Annotated in this window: 23 protein-coding genes and 1 tRNA gene; 20 read left to right on the top strand and 4 right to left on the bottom strand. The window is 54.3% G+C overall.

Translation table 11 applies throughout. The annotated features are described in order from the left end of the window. Positions 1–8: 8 nt before the first annotated feature. Positions 9–830 carry a pyrroline-5-carboxylate reductase gene (gene proC, locus HEQ17_RS12860; protein ID WP_296293090.1) on the bottom strand — a complete coding sequence of 274 codons (822 nt, stop codon included), beginning with the start codon at positions 828–830 and terminating at the stop codon, positions 9–11. A gap of 464 nt (positions 831–1,294) precedes the next feature. On the opposite strand from proC, the gene rplN reads away from it, so the two are divergent. The 18 genes from rplN (at position 1,295) to HEQ17_RS12770 (ending at position 10,101) form a co-directional block, all read left to right on the top strand. Continuing rightward, on the top strand, positions 1,295–1,663 hold the full coding sequence (gene rplN / locus HEQ17_RS12855; protein ID WP_108428702.1) for a 50S ribosomal protein L14: 369 nt from the start codon (positions 1,295–1,297) through the stop codon (positions 1,661–1,663). Positions 1,664–1,672: 9 nt separating this feature from the next. Continuing rightward, a complete protein-coding gene (gene rplX / locus HEQ17_RS12850; protein ID WP_296293089.1) occupies positions 1,673–1,993 on the top strand; it encodes a 50S ribosomal protein L24 in 321 nt (106 codons plus the stop codon). Between the two features lie 2 nt (positions 1,994–1,995). Next, positions 1,996–2,535 (top strand): 50S ribosomal protein L5, encoded by a 540-nt coding sequence (rplE, locus tag HEQ17_RS12845; protein ID WP_296293088.1) that lies wholly within the window; start codon positions 1,996–1,998, stop codon positions 2,533–2,535. Positions 2,536–2,543: 8 nt separating this feature from the next. Further along, complete coding sequence (gene rpsN / locus HEQ17_RS12840; protein ID WP_296293087.1) at positions 2,544–2,849, top strand: 30S ribosomal protein S14; 306 nt, start codon at positions 2,544–2,546, stop codon at positions 2,847–2,849. Positions 2,850–2,866: 17 nt separating this feature from the next. Beyond that, a complete protein-coding gene (gene rpsH / locus HEQ17_RS12835) occupies positions 2,867–3,262 on the top strand; it encodes a 30S ribosomal protein S8 (protein WP_296293086.1) in 396 nt (131 codons plus the stop codon). A gap of 13 nt (positions 3,263–3,275) precedes the next feature. Further along, on the top strand, positions 3,276–3,809 hold the full coding sequence (gene rplF / locus HEQ17_RS12830; RefSeq protein WP_296293085.1) for a 50S ribosomal protein L6: 534 nt from the start codon (positions 3,276–3,278) through the stop codon (positions 3,807–3,809). Positions 3,810–3,820: 11 nt separating this feature from the next. Continuing rightward, positions 3,821–4,186, top strand: coding sequence for a 50S ribosomal protein L18 (gene rplR / locus HEQ17_RS12825; RefSeq protein WP_296293084.1), 366 nt, complete (start codon positions 3,821–3,823; stop codon positions 4,184–4,186). A gap of 17 nt (positions 4,187–4,203) precedes the next feature. Beyond that, complete coding sequence (gene rpsE / locus HEQ17_RS12820) at positions 4,204–4,722, top strand: 30S ribosomal protein S5 (RefSeq protein ID WP_295502903.1); 519 nt, start codon at positions 4,204–4,206, stop codon at positions 4,720–4,722. A 14-nt stretch (positions 4,723–4,736) separates the two neighbouring features. After that, positions 4,737–4,919 carry a 50S ribosomal protein L30 gene (gene rpmD, locus HEQ17_RS12815; protein WP_296293083.1) on the top strand — a complete coding sequence of 61 codons (183 nt, stop codon included), beginning with the start codon at positions 4,737–4,739 and terminating at the stop codon, positions 4,917–4,919. A 10-nt stretch (positions 4,920–4,929) separates the two neighbouring features. Continuing rightward, complete coding sequence (gene rplO, locus HEQ17_RS12810) at positions 4,930–5,361, top strand: 50S ribosomal protein L15 (RefSeq protein WP_296293082.1); 432 nt, start codon at positions 4,930–4,932, stop codon at positions 5,359–5,361. 22 nt (positions 5,362–5,383) lie between these two features. Next, positions 5,384–6,703, top strand: coding sequence for a preprotein translocase subunit SecY (gene secY, locus HEQ17_RS12805; protein WP_296293081.1), 1,320 nt, complete (start codon positions 5,384–5,386; stop codon positions 6,701–6,703). A 105-nt stretch (positions 6,704–6,808) separates the two neighbouring features. Continuing rightward, complete coding sequence (rpmJ, locus tag HEQ17_RS12800; protein ID WP_028820150.1) at positions 6,809–6,922, top strand: 50S ribosomal protein L36; 114 nt, start codon at positions 6,809–6,811, stop codon at positions 6,920–6,922. A 24-nt stretch (positions 6,923–6,946) separates the two neighbouring features. Further along, positions 6,947–7,312 (top strand): 30S ribosomal protein S13, encoded by a 366-nt coding sequence (gene rpsM, locus HEQ17_RS12795; RefSeq protein ID WP_019429278.1) that lies wholly within the window; start codon positions 6,947–6,949, stop codon positions 7,310–7,312. A gap of 19 nt (positions 7,313–7,331) precedes the next feature. Next, a complete protein-coding gene (rpsK, locus tag HEQ17_RS12790; protein ID WP_019427456.1) occupies positions 7,332–7,736 on the top strand; it encodes a 30S ribosomal protein S11 in 405 nt (134 codons plus the stop codon). 86 nt (positions 7,737–7,822) lie between these two features. Then, complete coding sequence (rpsD, locus tag HEQ17_RS12785; RefSeq protein WP_296293753.1) at positions 7,823–8,446, top strand: 30S ribosomal protein S4; 624 nt, start codon at positions 7,823–7,825, stop codon at positions 8,444–8,446. A 98-nt stretch (positions 8,447–8,544) separates the two neighbouring features. Continuing rightward, on the top strand, positions 8,545–9,537 hold the full coding sequence (gene rpoA / locus HEQ17_RS12780) for a DNA-directed RNA polymerase subunit alpha (RefSeq protein ID WP_296293080.1): 993 nt from the start codon (positions 8,545–8,547) through the stop codon (positions 9,535–9,537). Between the two features lie 82 nt (positions 9,538–9,619). Next, complete coding sequence (gene rplQ / locus HEQ17_RS12775; RefSeq protein WP_296293079.1) at positions 9,620–10,006, top strand: 50S ribosomal protein L17; 387 nt, start codon at positions 9,620–9,622, stop codon at positions 10,004–10,006. Between the two features lie 18 nt (positions 10,007–10,024). Continuing rightward, positions 10,025–10,101 (top strand) — tRNA-Met (locus HEQ17_RS12770). Positions 10,102–10,679: 578 nt separating this feature from the next. Here HEQ17_RS12770 and rsmA read toward each other — a convergent pair. Genes rsmA through lptD form a run of 3 tightly spaced genes read right to left on the bottom strand, consistent with a single transcriptional unit; the run spans position 10,680 to position 15,179 of the window. Next, positions 10,680–11,489, bottom strand: a complete 810-nt coding sequence (rsmA, locus tag HEQ17_RS12765) for a 16S rRNA (adenine(1518)-N(6)/adenine(1519)-N(6))-dimethyltransferase RsmA (RefSeq protein WP_296293078.1) — start codon at positions 11,487–11,489, stop codon at positions 10,680–10,682. Continuing rightward, on the bottom strand, positions 11,486–12,811 hold the full coding sequence (locus tag HEQ17_RS12760) for a peptidylprolyl isomerase (protein WP_296293077.1): 1,326 nt from the start codon (positions 12,809–12,811) through the stop codon (positions 11,486–11,488). The genes rsmA and HEQ17_RS12760 overlap by 4 nt, the downstream gene beginning before the upstream one ends. 7 nt (positions 12,812–12,818) lie before the next feature. Beyond that, positions 12,819–15,179, bottom strand: coding sequence for an LPS assembly protein LptD (gene lptD, locus HEQ17_RS12755; protein WP_296293076.1), 2,361 nt, complete (start codon positions 15,177–15,179; stop codon positions 12,819–12,821). Between the two features lie 113 nt (positions 15,180–15,292). Between lptD and HEQ17_RS12750 the strand changes: the two genes are divergently transcribed. Together HEQ17_RS12750 and HEQ17_RS12745 are read left to right on the top strand one after the other, a co-directional pair. Next, on the top strand, positions 15,293–16,399 hold the full coding sequence (locus tag HEQ17_RS12750) for a phosphotransferase (RefSeq protein ID WP_296293075.1): 1,107 nt from the start codon (positions 15,293–15,295) through the stop codon (positions 16,397–16,399). A 7-nt stretch (positions 16,400–16,406) separates the two neighbouring features. Beyond that, on the top strand, positions 16,407–17,111 hold the full coding sequence (locus HEQ17_RS12745) for a 16S rRNA (uracil(1498)-N(3))-methyltransferase (RefSeq protein ID WP_296293074.1): 705 nt from the start codon (positions 16,407–16,409) through the stop codon (positions 17,109–17,111). The last annotated feature ends 65 nt before the right edge of the window (positions 17,112–17,176 follow it).

The following is a 17,176-nucleotide window of genomic DNA, read 5'->3' as shown; positions in this document are numbered from 1 at the left end:
AGGATGGCTCAGGCCTTTCCGAATTCGTCGCCCAGTTCACGTGCCCGCGCTTCGGCCGCTTGGATGGCCTTCACAAACGAGGCTTTCATGCCGGAGGCTTCCATTGAGGTCAGTGCGGCGTAGGTGGTACCGCCTTTGGAGGTGACGCGCTGGCGCAGTACTTCGGGCGATTCGCTGGATGCAGCAGCCAGCGAAGAGGCGCCGGCAAAAGTGGCCACGGCCAGTTGGTAGGCCTGCTCGGCGCTCAGGCCCATGCCCACTCCCGCTTCGGTCATGGCTTCGAGGAAATAAAACACATAAGCCGGGCCAGAGCCCGACAAGGCGGTCACGGCGTCCAGATGGGATTCCTGGGCGACCCAAAGGTATTGACCGGTGGTGCCAATGATTTGCTCGACCCGCGCGCGGTCTGCAGGGCTGACATTTGGGCAAGGAAACAGGCCGGTGATGCCTTGGCCCACCAAAGCAGGGGTGTTGGGCATGCTGCGAACCACACGATCTGTGTCCAGCCAGCGGCAGATGCTGTCGCTGCGAATGCCAGCGGCCACCGACAAATGCAGTGCACTGCGGGTGTGCGGCATGACGGGTGAGGCGGCCTGGCTGAAGACTTGTGGCTTGACCGCCCACACGACCACTTCAGCCTGCGCCAGACGCTCGGTGGCTTCGGGCAGGGCCGTGATGCCAAAATCCCTGTGCAATTTGGCGACTGTTTCGGCAAAAGGCTCGATCACGGTGAATTGTTCAGGCGCCATGCCCTGTCGGATCAGTCCGCCAATGATGGCGCTGGCCATGTTGCCGCCGCCTATGAAGGCGATGTGGTGTGAGGTGTTCATGGAAAGTGTCTCAGGGCTGCCTGGTGCAAATGGTTCAGTGAGGAATTGTCGCTTTTGTTGTCAGGGATTTGGGGTGGCCTTGCAAAAATGGACAAGATGCTCGTCTTGAACGGGAGCGCCAGCTTATATGTGGCGGTTTTTGACCCATCAGCCCAGGCGTTGGCCCGGGCGATGCCAGATGGCCACAGGCGATGCAAACTGAGAGCCGGGACAAGCGTCGTCCCAATGGAAAAAAACCGCCCGCGCGTGAGCGGATGCGGCAAGCCTTTTTAAATTTTTTCGAAAAGCTGTTGTGCTGCATATTTTTGAGGCATAATCATGGGCTTCGCCTTGCAAAAGGTGTAAGTATCTGCCCAATCTGAAGCGCTGCAAGTGGTTTGTAGCGTGAATGACGGGTCCAAGACTGATTTCTGTGAGTTGGCCCAAAAGCTGACGAGCAAGAAATACAAGTTGGGAACAAAGAAATGATCCAGACAGAATCTCGGTTGGATGTGGCCGACAACACCGGTGCCAAGTCCGTGCTGTGCATCAAGGTGCTCGGCGGGTCCAAGCGTCGCTATGCAAGTGTTGGCGACATCATCAAAGTGAGCGTTAAAGAGGCTGCTCCGCGTGGTCGCGTCAAAAAAGGCGAGATCTACAGTGCAGTGGTGGTTCGCACCGCCAAGGGCATCCGCCGCGGCGATGGTTCGCTCATCAAATTCGATGGCAACGCAGCCGTGTTGCTGAACGCCAAGTTGGAGCCTATTGGTACCCGCATCTTCGGCCCGGTCACGCGTGAGTTGCGTACCGAGAAGTTCATGAAGATCGTGTCATTGGCTCCTGAAGTACTGTAAGGACGCGTCATGAACAAGATTCGCACAGGGGACGAAGTCATCGTCATCACAGGTCGGGACAAGGGCAAGCGCGGCAAGGTGTCGTCGCGAGCGACCGACTCGCACCTGTTGATTGACGGGGTCAACATCGTCAAAAAACACGCCAAGCCAAACCCCATGAAGGGCACAACTGGCGGCATCATCGAAAAGGCCATGCCGATTCACCAATCCAATGTGGCGATTTTCAACGTCGCAACCGGCAAGGCTGATCGCGTGGGCGTCAAGCTGCAAGCAGACGGAAAACGTGTTCGCGTTTACAAGTCCAGTGGCGAAGAAATCAAGGTGGCATGACCATGGCACGTTTGCAAAAACTTTTCCGCGAGAAAATCGCTGCTGACCTGACGGCCAAGTTTGGCTACACGTCACCCATGCAGGTGCCTCGCATCACCAAGATCACCTTGAACATGGGTGTTTCGGAGGCGGTTGCCGACAAGAAAGTCATGGATCATGCGGTCGGCGACTTGACCAAAATCGCGGGCCAAAAGCCTGTGGTGACCAAAGCCAAGAAAGCCATCGCGGGTTTCAAGATCCGTGAACAACAACCCATTGGTTGCATGGTTACTTTGCGCGGTGTCCAGATGTATGAATTCCTGGATCGCTTCGTGACCGTGGCTCTGCCCCGGGTGCGTGACTTCCGTGGTATTTCCGGACGCGCTTTTGATGGCCGTGGCAACTACAACATTGGCGTCAAAGAGCAGATCATTTTCCCTGAGATTGAGTACGACAAGGTGGATGCCTTGCGCGGCCTCAACATCAGTATCACCACTACGGCCAAGTCTGACGAAGAGTGCAAGGCACTCTTGGCAGCTTTCCGCTTCCCCTTCAAGAACTGAGGTGTCACGTGGCTAAAGTAGCTTTGATCGAGCGAGAGCTCAAGCGTGAGAAATTGGCGGCCAAATTTGCGGCAAAACATGCCGAATTGAAGGCAATCGCCAACGATGCCAAGCGCAGCGATGAAGAGCGAGCAGCTGCCCGTCTGGGTCTGCAAAAGCTTCCCCGCAACGCCAATCCGACCCGCCAACGCAACCGCTGTGAAATCACCGGTCGCCCACGCGGTACGTTCCGTCAATTTGGTCTGGGCCGCGCCAAGATCCGTGAATTGGCCTTTGCTGGCCACATTCCGGGCGTGACCAAGGCCAGCTGGTAATCGGCAGGAGATAAAACATGAGCATGAGTGATCCTATTGCCGATCTGTTGACCCGCATTCGTAACGCACAAATGGTGTCGAAAGCCAATGTGATGGTTCCCTCCTCCAAAGTGAAGGTGGCCATCGTACAAGTGCTCAAGGATGAAGGCTACATCGATGGTTTTCAAGTGAAAACCGAAGACGGCAAAGCTACCCTCGAGATCTCGCTGAAGTATTACGCAGGTCGCCCTGTGATCGAGCGCATTGAGCGTGTGAGCCGTCCCGGTCTGCGCGTTTACAAAGGCCGTGATGCCATTCCTCAAGTCCAAAATGGCTTGGGTGTGGCCATTGTCACCACTCCGCAAGGGGTGATGACCGATCGCAAAGCGCGCGCTGTCGGCGTTGGCGGCGAAGTGTTGTGCTACGTCGCTTAAAGGGAGAAACAGAATGTCCCGCATAGGAAAAATGCCTGTGACCATCCCCGCTGGCGTGGATGTGTCCATCAAGCAAGATCAAATCAGCGTGAAGGGTTCCGGTGGTCAATTGGTCATCGCATCCAACGTGCTGGTGAATGTGAGCAACGAAGGTGGCAGGCTGAGCTTTGCCCCCGCAAATGACTCTCGTGAAGCCAATGCCATGAGCGGCACCATGCGTCAGCTGGTGAATAACATGGTGACTGGTGTTACCAAGGGTTTTGAGAAAAAGTTGAGCCTGATTGGCGTGGGTTACAAGGCTGCCGCCTCTGGCGCCCGCTTGAACCTGGCGGTGGGTTATTCACATCCGGTCAACATCGACATGCCAGCGGGTATCTCCGTGGCCACCCCCAGCGCGACTGAAATCGTGATCAAGGGTGCAGACCGTCAGCGTGTTGGCCAAATTGCTGCTGAGATTCGTGCTGTTCGTCCCCCCGAGCCTTACAAGGGCAAGGGCATCCGTTACTTGGATGAGAAGATCACGATCAAAGAGACCAAGAAGAAATAAGGAGCTGCATCATGATGACCAAGAAAGAGCAGCGTCTGCGTCGTGCACGTCAAACACGCATCCGCATTGCACAGCAAGGTGTGGCACGTTTGACTGTCAACCGAACCAACTTGCATATTTACGCCAGCGTGATTTCTGGCTGCGGAACAAAAGTGTTGGCCAGCGCCTCCACCGCCGAAGCCGAAGTGCGTACGGCACTGGGTGCAGCAGGCAAAGGCGGCAATGCTGCTGCTGCTGCCGTGATTGGCAAGCGCATTGCTGAAAAGGCAAAAGCTGCCGGCGTTGACAAGGTTGCCTTCGACCGCGCAGGTTTCGCTTACCACGGTCGTGTCAAGGCTTTGGCCGAAGCAGCCCGTGAAGCGGGTCTGCAGTTCTAAACGGATCGGAGATACAAATGGCTAAATTCACAGCAAAACCACAAAGTGACGGTCCAGAAGACGGTCTGCGCGAAAAGATGATCGCGGTCAACCGTGTGACCAAAGTGGTCAAGGGTGGCCGTATCCTTGGTTTCGCAGCGTTGACTGTGGTGGGCGATGGCGACGGCAAGGTCGGTATGGGTAAAGGCAAATCGAAAGAAGTGCCAGCAGCCGTGCAAAAGGCAATGGAAGAAGCCCGCCGCAACCTGTCCAAAGTGCACCTGAAAAATGGCACGATTCATCATGCTGTCAACGGTCACCATGGCGCTGCCCGCGTCATGATGGCGCCTGCACCCAAAGGTACGGGCATCATCGCAGGGGGCCCCATGCGCGCTGTCTTCGAGGTAGTGGGCATCACCGACATCGTGGCTAAGAGCCATGGCTCGTCCAACCCTTACAACATGGTTCGTGCCACTTTGGACGCCTTGTCCAACTGCACCACAGCATCCAACGTGGCCGCCAAGCGTGGCAAGTCGGTTGAAGAGCTGTTCGGCTGAACCGGAGATCGAACATGACGACACAAGCTACCTTGAAAGTCCAACTGGTGCGCAGCCCGATTGGCACCAAAGAGTCGCACCGCTCCACTGTCCGTGGTTTGGGTTTGCGAAAGCTGAACTCTGTGAGCGAGTTGCAAGACACGCCCGCAGTGCGCGGCATGATCAACAAGATCAGTTACCTGGTCAAAGTTCTCTAAGAGGCCGATGATGGAACTCAATAGCATCAAGCCCGCAGAAGGCTCCAAGCGCGCTGCTCGGCGCGTTGGTCGTGGTATCGGTTCAGGTCTGGGTAAAACAGCCGGCCGTGGTCACAAAGGCCAAAAGTCCCGTTCGGGTGGCTACCACAAGGTGGGTTTCGAAGGTGGTCAAATGCCTTTGCAGCGTCGCTTGCCCAAGCGTGGTTTCAAATCACAATCTTTGAAATACAACGCCGAAATCACACTGTCAACTTTGTCTCGCCTTGATCTCGCGGAAGTCGATGTCCTGACTTTGAAGCAAGCGGGTCTGGTGGGTCAGATGGCCAAAGTGGTCAAAGTCATCAATACAGGCGAGTTGTCCAAAGCGGTCAAGTTGACAGGCATTGGTGCAACTGCAGGTGCCAAGGCCGCCATTGAGGCAGCCGGTGGTTCCGTGGCCTGAAACTTGTTAACCGAGATTGACAGTGGCAACCATCGCTAATCAAACATCCAAAGCGGGCAAGTTCGGCGATTTACGTCGTCGACTTGTTTTCCTGCTGTTGGCGCTGGTGGTCTACAGAATTGGCGCACACATTCCTGTGCCTGGTATTGATCCGGACCAACTCAAACAGTTGTTCAATGGTCAGCAAGGCGGAATTCTGAATCTTTTCAATATGTTCTCGGGTGGAGCCTTGTCGCGCTTCACGGTGTTTGCTCTGGGCATCATGCCGTATATCTCTGCATCGATTGTCATGCAGCTGATGACTTATGTGGTTCCCATGTTCGAACAAATGAAAAAGGAAGGCGAAGCAGGGCGTCGGAAAATTACCCAGTACACCCGCTTTGGTGCTTTGGGTTTGGCCATCTTTCAATCATTTGGTATTGCGGTGGCTTTGGAAGCCTCTGCTGGGCTGGTGATCAACCCGGGTATGGGGTTCCGAATGACTGCTGTGGTCAGTTTGACTGCTGGCGCCATGTTCCTGATGTGGCTCGGTGAACAGATCACTGAGCGTGGGTTGGGCAATGGCATTTCGATTTTGATTTTTGCAGGTATTGCCGCTGGTCTGCCGAGCGCAATGGGCGGCCTGTTCGAATTGGTTCGTACGGGTGCGATGAATCCCTTGATCTCCATGCTGATCATTGTGGTGGTGGCTTTGGTCACGTATTTTGTCGTTTTTGTAGAAAGAGGCCAGCGCAAGATTCTGGTGAACTATGCCCGCCGACAAGTTGGCAACAAGGTGTACGGGGGCCAATCCTCACACTTGCCCCTCAAATTGAACATGGCGGGAGTGATTCCTCCGATCTTTGCTTCGTCGATCATTTTGTTGCCCGCCACTTTGATTGGATGGTTTAGTTCGGGCTCTACTGAAAGTGTGGTGGTTCGGTTTTTCAAGGATGTAGCCAATGCATTGGCCCCAGGGCAGCCTGTTTATGTGATGTTTTACGCAGCTGCCATCATTTTCTTCTGCTTCTTCTACACTGCGTTGGTCTTCAACAGTCGCGAAACAGCAGACAACCTCAAGAAAAGTGGTGCGTTCATTCCAGGAATACGTCCCGGCGATCAAACTGCCAAATACATCGACAAGATTTTGCTGCGGTTGACCGCCGTAGGTGCTGCTTACATCACTTTTGTGTGCTTGCTGCCTGAATTTCTGATTCTGAAATACAATGTTCCGTTTTATTTTGGCGGCACTTCTTTGTTGATCATTGTAGTTGTGACCATGGATTTCATGGCCCAAGTGCAAAACTACATGATGTCTCAACAGTACGATTCGCTTTTGAAAAAGGCGAGCTTCAAGCCTTGATGAGATGAGTCCCAATCGCCAAGTTCCCTGTGTTGTGCAAGCACAAGGCCCCAGTTTTAACCCGATCTGAAGAGACTGGGTGTTGAAGAGTTTTAGGAGAGAACCATGAGAGTTTCTGCTTCGGTAAAAAAAATTTGCCGTAACTGCAAGGTCATTCGCCGCAAAGGCGTTGTTCGTGTGATCTGCACCGATCCACGTCACAAGCAGCGTCAAGGCTGATTAAACAAGTTTTAGAGGACGAAAATGGCACGTATCGCTGGCATCAACATTCCGCCGCACAAACATGCTGAAATTGGCTTGACCGCCATTTTTGGTATTGGTCGCACCCGCGCTCGACAAATTTGCGAGGCCTCCGGCATCGCTTATTCGAAGAAGATCAAGGACCTGACCGACGCAGACTTGGAAAAAATTCGCGACCAGATCGCAGTGTTCACCATTGAAGGTGACTTGCGTCGCGAAACCACCATGAACATCAAGCGTTTGATGGACATTGGTTGCTACCGTGGTTTCCGCCACCGTCGCGGTTTGCCCATGCGCGGTCAGCGTACACGGACCAACGCACGTACTCGCAAGGGTCCGCGCAAGGGTGCTGCGGCGCTGAAAAAATAAGCAGAATTGAGAGACCACCATGGCAAAAGCACAATCCAACAGCGCCGCACAACGTGTTCGCAAAAAAGTCCGCAAGAACATTGCAGACGGTATCGCACACGTTCACGCTTCGTTCAACAACACCATCATCACGATCACCGACCGTCAAGGCAACGCCTTGTCATGGGCATCTTCTGGTGGCCAGGGCTTCAAGGGTTCACGCAAGTCGACGCCCTTTGCAGCTCAGGTGGCATCTGAAGTGGCAGGGCGTGCCGCCCAAGAGCAGGGCATCAAAAACCTTGATGTCGAAATCAAGGGTCCAGGCCCAGGACGCGAGTCGTCCGTACGTGCTTTGGGCGCATTGGGTATCCGTATCACTTCCATTGCCGATGTGACACCTGTCCCTCACAACGGTTGCCGTCCTCAAAAACGTCGCCGTATCTAAATCAAACCAAGCCCACCGCCAGGCAATGCTTGCATAGCCTGGCTCCCGCGTTTTATAAATGCGGAAGTAGTCAAAAGGAAAATCACGTGGCACGCTACCTCGGCCCCAAGGCCAAACTCTCCCGCCGTGAAGGAACAGACTTGTTCCTCAAGAGCGCTCGACGTTCTATTGCAGACAAATCTAAATTTGACTCCAAACCAGGACAGCACGGACGCACTTCAGGCCAACGCACGTCGGACTACGGACTTCAATTGCGTGAAAAGCAAAAAGTTAAACGCATGTATGGTGTTTTGGAAAAGCAGTTCCGCCGATACTTTGCAGAAGCAGACCGCCGCAAAGGCAATACAGGCTCCAACCTGTTGGCTCTGCTCGAGTGCCGTTTGGACAATGTGGTGTACCGCATGGGCTTTGGTTCCACACGTGCTGAAGCTCGTCAAATGGTTTCTCATAAAGCCATCATGGTCAACGGTCAGTCGGTGAACATTCCGTCTTACCTGGTCAAAGCCGGTGACGTGATTGCTGTCCGCGAAAAATCCAAGAAGCAAAATCGCGTGATCGAAGCCCTCCAATTGGCAGCCCAAGTCGGCATGCCAGCTTGGGTTGAAGTCAATGCCGATAAGGCAGAAGGAACCTTCAAAAAGGTTCCTGACCGTGACGAATTTGGTGCTGACATCAACGAATCTTTGATCGTCGAGCTGTATTCACGTTAATTCGCTGTTTTGATTGTTCCCGTTGCGCATCATGGTGCAGCGGGTGCTTCATCAGCCTTACCGGTGTAACGAACCGGGGGTATTGAGAGGAAGTCTGCATGCAAACAAATTTATTGAAACCCAAAGCAATCCAGGTTGAGCAATTGGCATTGAACCGAGCCAAGGTCACGCTGGAACCGTTCGAGCGCGGATATGGCCATACTCTTGGTAATGCCCTTCGTCGCGTTTTGTTGTCTTCCATGGTTGGCTACTCGGCCACTGAAGTGACCATTGCCGGAGTGGTGCACGAGTACTCTTCCATTGATGGTGTACAGCAAGATGTTGTCAACATTGTGCTCAACCTCAAAGGCGTAGTCTTCAAGTTGCACAACCGGGATGAAGTCACGCTCAGCTTGCGCAAGGATGGCGAAGGTGCGGTCACTGCCGCTGACATCCAAACACCGCATGATGTGGAAATCATCAATCCAGAACACGTCATTGCCAACTTGTCGCAAGGCGGCAAACTGGACATGCAAATCAAGGTCGAAAAAGGCCGTGGTTATGTGCCCGGAAATATGCGCCGTTATGCCGACGAGCCCACCAAGGCACTGGGTCGTATTGTGTTGGATGCTTCATTCTCTCCGGTCAAACGTGTCAGCTACACGGTAGAGAGTGCTCGAGTTGAGCAGCGCACGGATCTCGATAAGTTGGTCATTGAAATTGAGACCAATGGCGCGATTTCAGCAGAAGATGCTGTGCGTGCATCGTCCAAAATTCTGGTCGAGCAATTGGCGGTCTTCGCTCAATTGGAAGGCAATGAATTGTCGGCCTTTGATGCTCCTGCGGTGCGTGGTGGTGCTGGCAGTTTCGACCCCATTTTGCTTCGCCCGGTTGACGAACTCGAGCTGACGGTACGTTCGGCTAATTGCCTCAAAGCAGAGAATATTTATTACATCGGTGACCTGATCCAGCGTACCGAGAATGAGTTGCTCAAGACCCCTAACCTGGGCCGCAAATCACTCAACGAAATCAAAGAAGTTCTGGCATCCCGTGGTCTCACTTTGGGTATGAAGCTCGAAGCCTGGCCACCTGGAGGTCCTGAAAAGCGATGATTTGAAATTGCCGGATAAAAACCGGCTTGTGCACGGGCAGTACCTGATACGGCTGCCTGTTTAATAAAGAAAGGTAAGCACCATGCGTCACGGACACGGACTCCGCAAATTGAACCGCACCAGCGAGCACCGCCTCGCCATGTTGCGCAACATGATGAACTCGTTGATTGAACACGAAGCCATCAAGACCACACTCCCCAAAGCCAAAGAACTGCGTCGCGTCATTGAGCCGATGATCACTTTGGCAAAAGAAGACAACTTGTCCAACAAGCGCCTGGCTTTTAACCGCCTGCGTGACCGAGACAGCGTCGTCAAATTGTTTGCCGATCTGGGACCACGTTTTGCTAAACGTCCTGGTGGCTACACGCGCATCCTGAAAATGGGCTACCGCGTGGGCGACAACGCGCCCATGGCCTTGGTTGAATTGGTCGATCGTGCTGATTCTTCAGACGAGCAAGCCGCTGAGTAAGGTATAATTATTTCATGTCGCGGGGTGGAGCAGTCTGGTAGCTCGTTGGGCTCATAACCCAAAGGTCGTTGGTTCAAATCCGGCCCCCGCAACCAAAAAAGTTCAGCATTTGCTGATTGATGAAAGCCCTCATTTGAGGGCTTTTTTTGTGGTGCGCCCGGAGCGGGCGCACTCTTGGCTGTGCAACTCCTCCCGTAAGTTGATCACAGCGATCGAAGCGAAGCGCCACTGTATAAGGGTGACCGAGTGTGGGGAGGTTGCGTGAAGCGAAACAGCGAGCTGATGAACAAGAATTGCAAAGAAGGCGTACTTTGTGATGGCGCAAACGCCCAAAGTTTGGCGAGGGCTGTTTGAGTGGCTGCGTCATCGCTTAAGGGCGATCCCGCTCAGGCAGTAGAGGCGAACCTGGACGATCTGTAGGGAATTGAAGGTGTTTGGGGGATCGGAAGGTGTAGCACTGCAGGTGGCGGACAACAGCCATCGGTGGTGACGTAACAGTGACCGACTGCTCAAAACGGTGCTGACCATTGCGTACGTTGATCGGCCACGGATGCCAAGCTTGTCCTGACCTCAAGATCTCGAACCGCCCGGTGCGGAGCCGCATGCCGGGTGGTGTGGCAGGATGCCTCCCACCAGGCAGGCCCCCTATGCGATTCCAGACGGTGCATGCAGATCAATCCTTGGACAAGGATTGAACGAGGTGCACATATTCGCTCACGGGAACTTCTTCTGCACGGCGTTGGAGATCAAATGCTCCTTGGAAACCTTGATCATCCAGCCAGCTTCCCAGACTATTGCGCAGGATTTTTCGTCGCTGACTAAAAGCCACTTGAACCAGTTTTGCCATTAGTTTGATGTCCAATTGGGGAGGGTTTGCTAAAGGGACCATACGAACCACTGCGCTGTCGACACGCGGGGGAGGGTCAAAGCTGGAAGGCGGAACAAACAAGAGATTGCTCATGTCATAGCGCCACTGGAGCATGACAGACAGGCGACTGTAGTCAGAAGTGCATGGTTGTGCGACCATCCGGTCGATGACTTCCTTTTGTAACATGAAGTGCTGATCGAGGATAACGTCCACATGATCGAGCAAATGAAACAGAATGGGTGTGGAAATGTTGTAAGGAAGATTGCCGACAACCCGGAGTTTTTTACAAGACTTGGATTCGGATGGATCCGAAGAGAATGACAAGCCTAAAGCTTGTCGGCAGGACAGATCGCTGAAGTCGACTTTCAGCACATCGGACTCCACCACGCTCAAATGAGGGTGTTCACGCAGACGAACAGCCAAATCGCGATCAATCTCAATCACGGTGAGATGGCCCAAACGTTCCACCAAGGGTTGGGTCAAGGCAGCAAGGCCAGGACCGATTTCAACCATGCTTTGACCCGCAACCGGATCAATGGATCTGACAATGGCATCAATGATGGAGTCATCGGTCAAAAAATGTTGACCGAATCGTTTTCGCGCTGAGTGCTTCACTGGGGAGGCTCTCGCATCTCGACAAAAGCTAGTCCTCTGATGTCCTGAACCCATGCGGCATAAGCCTCTTCTAACTTGCTATCACGCAACACATTGCGAGCAAAATTACGTTGTTCAGCTTCTGACATGGCGACTTCGCGTCGATCGGTCACTTCAATCAAATGGACACCAAAACGGGAAATCAGAGGGGCGGCCAATTGACCGGGAAGCAACTGGTTCATGGCTTGCTCAAATTCTGGAACAAACATGCCTGGGCTGGCCCAGCCAAGATCGCCGCCTTGAGGCGCGCTGCCGTCTTGAGAAATGCGCTTGGCCACATCAGCGAAGTCAGCACGACCGCTCAGAATGTCGCGGCGAATGGCAGACAGCTGGGCGATGGCTTGCGCCTGTGATAACTGGGGACTGGGGCGCAAGAGAACATGGCGCGCACGGGTTTGGTTGGTCATCAAGGTACTGGAAGCGGATTGGCGTTGCAAAACCTTGAGCACATGAAAGCCAGCGCCAGTTCGAACGACGTCGGAAATACCGCCAACTGGAAGCTGGCTCACAGCTTGAACAAAAATATCAGGATAGCGGTTGGGAGGGCGCAGGCCCATGGCACCAGAGTTGGCGCTACGATCAGGAGCGTCAGAAAATTCGCTCACCAAGGCAGCGAAATCAGCACCCTGGCGAGCCTTGGTAACCACAGAGCTTGCACGTTCAGACAAACGCGTCACTTGTTCAGGGGTGGCATCTTCAGGCACGGCAATCAAAATCATGCCCAAGTTGATCTCGGACGGGAGGCGAGTCGATTGGCGTTGAAGTTCCTCATTCAGGAACTGATTGATCTGAGCTTCAGAAATGCGAATTCGCGTCTCGACTTCTCGCTCTCGGAGACGGGTCATGAGCAACTGATTGCGCAATTGGGCTCTGAAACCCTCAGCAGAAGTACCATCTTGTAGAAGACGAGACTGAAATTCATCCAGACTGAGTTGATTGTTGCTGGCCACACTTGCTTCGGCTTGCTGGATGGCTGCTTCGTCAACCGTAATGCCCAGAGCGACGGCTTGTTGAACTTGAATTTTTTCAATAATGAGTTGGTCTAGCGCAAGACGATTGGTTTCGGAACTGTCTGTACTGAGACCTTGTACTCGTGAATCGCGCAACAAACGCAGACTCAAACGCTGAACTTCTTGATTGGTAATGGGTTCAGAGTTGACGACTGCAACCACAAAGTCTGCAGATCGAATCGAGGTCACGCTTGACTGGGCAGACACCATTTGTGGCAGCAAAAGAGCTGCACCAAACAAAGATGCCCACTTCATCCAGGAAATGCAAGACATAAAAAAATTATTCATAGTTCTGAAAACGACTTGGTTGCAGTGGGTTGTCACGAAGCTTTTGATAACGAGGAATATTGTTTCGAAGTACTGCCAGCGGGCTGGGGCCGACACGGCCCAAGCCAATCAATTCCAATTGAAAAAACAAACGAGTGTTGGTTGTGGCGATGGTGTGTTGGTTGCTCTCGAAAACGATTCGTCCAATCCAGCAACCCGCGTCGTACTCTAGGCCCATCAGGCTTTCCACCATGCGTCCTTCGGTCAGACTGATATTCATGCGTCCTACCGTGAACCAGCGGTCAGGCCCCAACCCTTGCCCGGCTGTGCGAGTCCAGGCTGACTCTGAAGCGGTGTTCCGGCGCCGAACCAGATCACTCAAGGGCCATTGCCACCCAATGTCCAACTGCTCACTGAGGCCGCGGTTCAAACGATAGGCGGCATTCAAAACGCGGTAAGGGCTTGGGTAATAGCGCAGTTGCAGGGTATTGCGGCTGATGTCATTGGTTTGGTTGTTGATCTGAACCGTGTTGTCCAAAGCCCAGCGATTATCCCAACGAACTCCAGCGCCAACCAGCAAATCGCTCAGGCCTGTGGTGGCGGGCAATTGACTGCTGTTCAATAACACGCGCTGATCAGAAAAGCGGATGCGCTGCGCCAGACCTAAGCGCAACAACTCTGCGCCGTTGACAGCATCAAAAAAGCGCGAGGACACACCAAGAGTCAAGGCATCATTGTCGATCAAACGGTCGTTGCCAACAAAGGTCTTTTCACTGTAAATGGTGGAGAGATTGAAATCGGTCAAGCCGCTGTCGTAAACGGGCAGCATGCTCTGGTCTTTGAAAGGCGTTTTGGCATAAAAGGCGCGTGGCTCCAAAGTTTGTGCGACAGAGCGACCGAACCAGCTGGCGTCACGTTCAACAACAAGTCCTGAGTCGAGAGAAAACGTGGGCAATACGCGGTTTGCAACAACAGATCCGTTGTCCATGGGCTGGTCCAGCTGGTAACGCGTGGCGTGCAACTGAACCTTGGGTGTGAAAAATCCCCATGGACGAATCCAAGGACGACTGAGCTGAGTCTGAACATAGCTGCGTTCACCATTTCGCCCCATAAAATTGGGAATTCTGCTGAAGTCCGCTTCAAAACGCGTGGTGTCAGCTTGTACGGACCAGTCAAAACCGTCTGCTTGCCATTTGGCGTAAGTCATTCCAATTTGGGGGGTCAGGTTATATGGCGGAATGATGGTGGACCTGATGTCCTGCAGGGGTTGAAAACGCAGGACACGGGCGCTCATGTTGAAGCCACCACGGCCCCAATTCAAAACGCCGGTCGATGGCAACAAGCGTTGTGTCAACACCAGACCGCTGCGACGAAAATCACTCCAATAGTTGTCATCGCTCACACGGTTCAGGTTCAGGCCCAGGCCAATTGCACCGATCCCCTCGATGCCAGTTTGAATGCTGCCACTGTGTTGGCTTGACCAGCCCCAACGTGCCTGATCACTCAAGGTGTCTGAGGGCATCAGGTTCAAGCGCGCTTGACCGCTGTAGCCCCTTTCCAGATATCGAAATTCGGTATCCACTGCCACCCCCCGTTTGCTCATGACATGGGTCGTCACGGTGGCATCGCGATTGGGCGCAAGGTCAAAGTAATAAGGTTGGACAATCTCAGAGCCGTCGCGGGAGGTTACACCTACAATCGGCGGCAAAAATCCAGAACGCCGGTCTGCGGTCAATGGAAAGCTGACCGTAGGAATACGCACCTCCGGCAGGTTTTGAAAGCGAACCTTGACACCCTCGGCTTTGACGGTCGATTCCTCGTCGTCAATGTTCATGCGAGTCGCTTTGAGCAGCCATGCTGGCAGCCAGTCTGGGCCGGGCGTGCGACGACACGTGGTGTAAGTCGCTTGGTGCACAACGGCGCGCGAGGGGTCGATGAACTCAAGTCGTGAGGCTTGGCCATGGCCACCGTTGGCAAAAATCTCGAACCTTGGTTCTGCCAAGGCGCCTTGAAAACTGTCCACTTTCAGATTCAAGGTCGTTCCGTGAAACTGACTGCCGGGTCGGTTGAGTTGGATGGCACCGTATCCCTCCAGAACGTCTTGACTTTGGTCATAAACCAGGCGATCGGCTCGCATGCTCAATCCCGGTTTGCGCAAACGGGCATCACCTTCGAGAACGGTGTTCAGGTCGGGTTGCATGACCAGGCGACGCCCTGAGACAAAAACAGCGCCCTCCTGGTTTTGCCGCAATGAAATGCGTTCTTCCAGCAGGGGACTGCTGCGCAGCACAACCGGACTGTCTTGCGCCTGCACCAATGTGTGAAGCTGCAACAATCCACCCAAGGCCACCCCCTTGAGCAACAGGGTGCTCAAGCTGTATCGGGGTCTCAAAACGGGATAAGGTTGCACGGCGTTAAACAAGATGTGACAAGACGGGTCTCATGAACGAGAGGGCATGCCATTGAATTTGTAAAATGGGATTATCCATGAGCCACTCCCAACACACCCCCTCCGCTGATTCTGACGTCACTTGGGCCGATCCGCAGCGCCAGAAGGCATTTGCCATTTGGTTGGCCGAGCAGGCGGAAAGACAGGGTCTTTTGCCAGAAACATTGCGCATTGCATCGGCCGATGCCAGCTTTCGCCGTTACTTGCGGGTGGACACGATCCAAGGCGATAGCCGTATCGTCATGGACGCCCCTCCAGACAAAGAAAACTCGGAGCCCTTTGTCCGAATCGCGGCGTTGATGAAGGGTGCAGGTTTGAATGCGCCTGAAGTGCTGGACTGGCACGAGGCCCATGGATTCATGCTGCTGACCGATTTGGGCAACGCCACCATGATGTCGGTCATCGACGCCGACCGCCCTCAGGCCAGCCACGGCTTGTACATGGAGGCGATCGACACGCTGGTGCAATGGCAACTGGCATCGCGTCCCGGCGTTTTGCCGCCTTATGACGCTGCCTTGCTCAACCGCGAGCTGGGCCTGTTTCCAGACTGGTATCTGGGCCAGCACAAAAAAGTGCCATTGGAAGCTAAAGACAAAGAGACGCTGGAAAAGACCTTTGCCCTGATTGTTCAGCGCAATTTGGCCGCGCCCAGCGTGTATGTGCACCGCGACTTCATGCCCCGCAACCTGATGATGCCTCACGGTACCGGCTCGCAAAGTCAACAACTCGGTGTGCTGGATTTTCAGGACGCTGTGTACGGCCCGATCACCTACGACATCGCCAGCTTGATGCGTGACGCGTTTTTGACCTGGGAAGAAGACTTCGTCCTCGACATCACCATCCGTTACTGGGAAAAGGCCCGCAAGGCGGGGCTGATGGAGTTTGAAGATTGGCACAGCGATTTTGGTGCTTTCTATCGTGCTGTCGAATGGATGGGTCTGCAGCGCCACCTGAAAGTGGCCGGAATTTTTGCGCGTCTGACGCTGCGCGACGGTAAGCCCAAGTATTTGGCCGATGCGCCGCGCTTCATTCAGTACATCCGCAAGTCCTGCGATCGCTACCGAGAACTGGGGCCCTTGCTCCAGGTCATCGAAAAAATCGAGGGCACCACGCCCCAGGTCGGCTTCGCCTACGGCCGGATGTGAGTCATCCATGCCCCGCTTTTATTGCCCTGCTCCTCTGGACACCGGGCTGACCCTCAGTCTGCCTGCTGGCGCTGCTCGGCATGTGCAGGTGCTGCGCATGCAACCGGGTGATGTGATCACCTTGTTCAATGGTGAGGGCGGAGAATTCAATGCCACCGTCACCCGCATGGGCCGCAGCGATGTCGATGTTGAGGTGGGCACACACCATCCTGTGGAGCGTGAAGCGACCCGTGCCGTGCACCTGCTGGCGGGCATCACTGCCAACGAACGCATGGACTGGCTGGTGGAGAAGGCCACCGAGCTGGGCGTCGCCAGCATCACCCCGCTGGTGGCCGAACGCAGCGTGCTCAAGCTCAAGGGGGAGCGTGCCGATAAAAAATTGGCGCACTGGCAAGGTGTGGCTGTAGCGGCTGCTGAGCAGTGCGGGCGCAACCGCGTGCCCACGGTGCACCCGGCCGTTACCCTGATTGAGTGGCTGAAAAAGGCCTCTCCTGGCGAGCGCTGGGTCTTGTCCTTATCCGAAGGTACTCTGCCTCTGAAGCAGATGACCGGTAACGCGCCCGTGACCGTGCTCAGTGGTCCTGAAGGGGGTTTGAGCCCCGCAGAAGACACAACAGCCTTGGCCGCAGGCTTTGTACCCGTGACCCTGGGGTCGCGCGTGCTGCGCGCCGAGACCGCGCCCTTGGCGGTGCTGGCTGTTTGTTCCGCTTGATTGGTTGGGTCGATTCAAACCCACACACAAGCTGCGAGTGAAAGCAGCTTGTACAGTGAGCCTAG

Source organism: Limnohabitans sp. (assembly GCF_023910625.1).
In the GTDB taxonomy this organism is placed as follows: domain Bacteria; phylum Pseudomonadota; class Gammaproteobacteria; order Burkholderiales; family Burkholderiaceae_C; genus Limnohabitans_A.
This window is presented reverse-complemented; position numbering and strand designations above follow the sequence as displayed.

What these genes read in the sequence shown, in the direction of transcription:
- proC (WP_296293090.1), bottom strand. Translation starts at nt 830, where the DNA reads ATGAACACCTCACACCACATCGCCTTCATAGGCGGCGGCAACATGGCC.
- rplN (WP_108428702.1), top strand. Translation starts at nt 1,295, where the DNA reads ATGATCCAGACAGAATCTCGGTTGGATGTGGCCGACAACACCGGTGCC.
- rplX (WP_296293089.1), top strand. Translation starts at nt 1,673, where the DNA reads ATGAACAAGATTCGCACAGGGGACGAAGTCATCGTCATCACAGGTCGG.
- rplE (WP_296293088.1), top strand. Translation starts at nt 1,996, where the DNA reads ATGGCACGTTTGCAAAAACTTTTCCGCGAGAAAATCGCTGCTGACCTG.
- rpsH (WP_296293086.1), top strand. Translation starts at nt 2,867, where the DNA reads ATGAGCATGAGTGATCCTATTGCCGATCTGTTGACCCGCATTCGTAAC.
- rplF (WP_296293085.1), top strand. Translation starts at nt 3,276, where the DNA reads ATGTCCCGCATAGGAAAAATGCCTGTGACCATCCCCGCTGGCGTGGAT.
- rplR (WP_296293084.1), top strand. Translation starts at nt 3,821, where the DNA reads ATGATGACCAAGAAAGAGCAGCGTCTGCGTCGTGCACGTCAAACACGC.
- rpsE (WP_295502903.1), top strand. Translation starts at nt 4,204, where the DNA reads ATGGCTAAATTCACAGCAAAACCACAAAGTGACGGTCCAGAAGACGGT.
- rpmD (WP_296293083.1), top strand. Translation starts at nt 4,737, where the DNA reads ATGACGACACAAGCTACCTTGAAAGTCCAACTGGTGCGCAGCCCGATT.
- rplO (WP_296293082.1), top strand. Translation starts at nt 4,930, where the DNA reads ATGGAACTCAATAGCATCAAGCCCGCAGAAGGCTCCAAGCGCGCTGCT.
- rpmJ (WP_028820150.1), top strand. Translation starts at nt 6,809, where the DNA reads ATGAGAGTTTCTGCTTCGGTAAAAAAAATTTGCCGTAACTGCAAGGTC.
- rpsM (WP_019429278.1), top strand. Translation starts at nt 6,947, where the DNA reads ATGGCACGTATCGCTGGCATCAACATTCCGCCGCACAAACATGCTGAA.
- rpsK (WP_019427456.1), top strand. Translation starts at nt 7,332, where the DNA reads ATGGCAAAAGCACAATCCAACAGCGCCGCACAACGTGTTCGCAAAAAA.
- rpoA (WP_296293080.1), top strand. Translation starts at nt 8,545, where the DNA reads ATGCAAACAAATTTATTGAAACCCAAAGCAATCCAGGTTGAGCAATTG.
- rplQ (WP_296293079.1), top strand. Translation starts at nt 9,620, where the DNA reads ATGCGTCACGGACACGGACTCCGCAAATTGAACCGCACCAGCGAGCAC.
- HEQ17_RS12760 (WP_296293077.1), bottom strand. Translation starts at nt 12,811, where the DNA reads ATGTCTTGCATTTCCTGGATGAAGTGGGCATCTTTGTTTGGTGCAGCT.
- HEQ17_RS12750 (WP_296293075.1), top strand. Translation starts at nt 15,293, where the DNA reads ATGAGCCACTCCCAACACACCCCCTCCGCTGATTCTGACGTCACTTGG.
- HEQ17_RS12745 (WP_296293074.1), top strand. Translation starts at nt 16,407, where the DNA reads ATGCCCCGCTTTTATTGCCCTGCTCCTCTGGACACCGGGCTGACCCTC.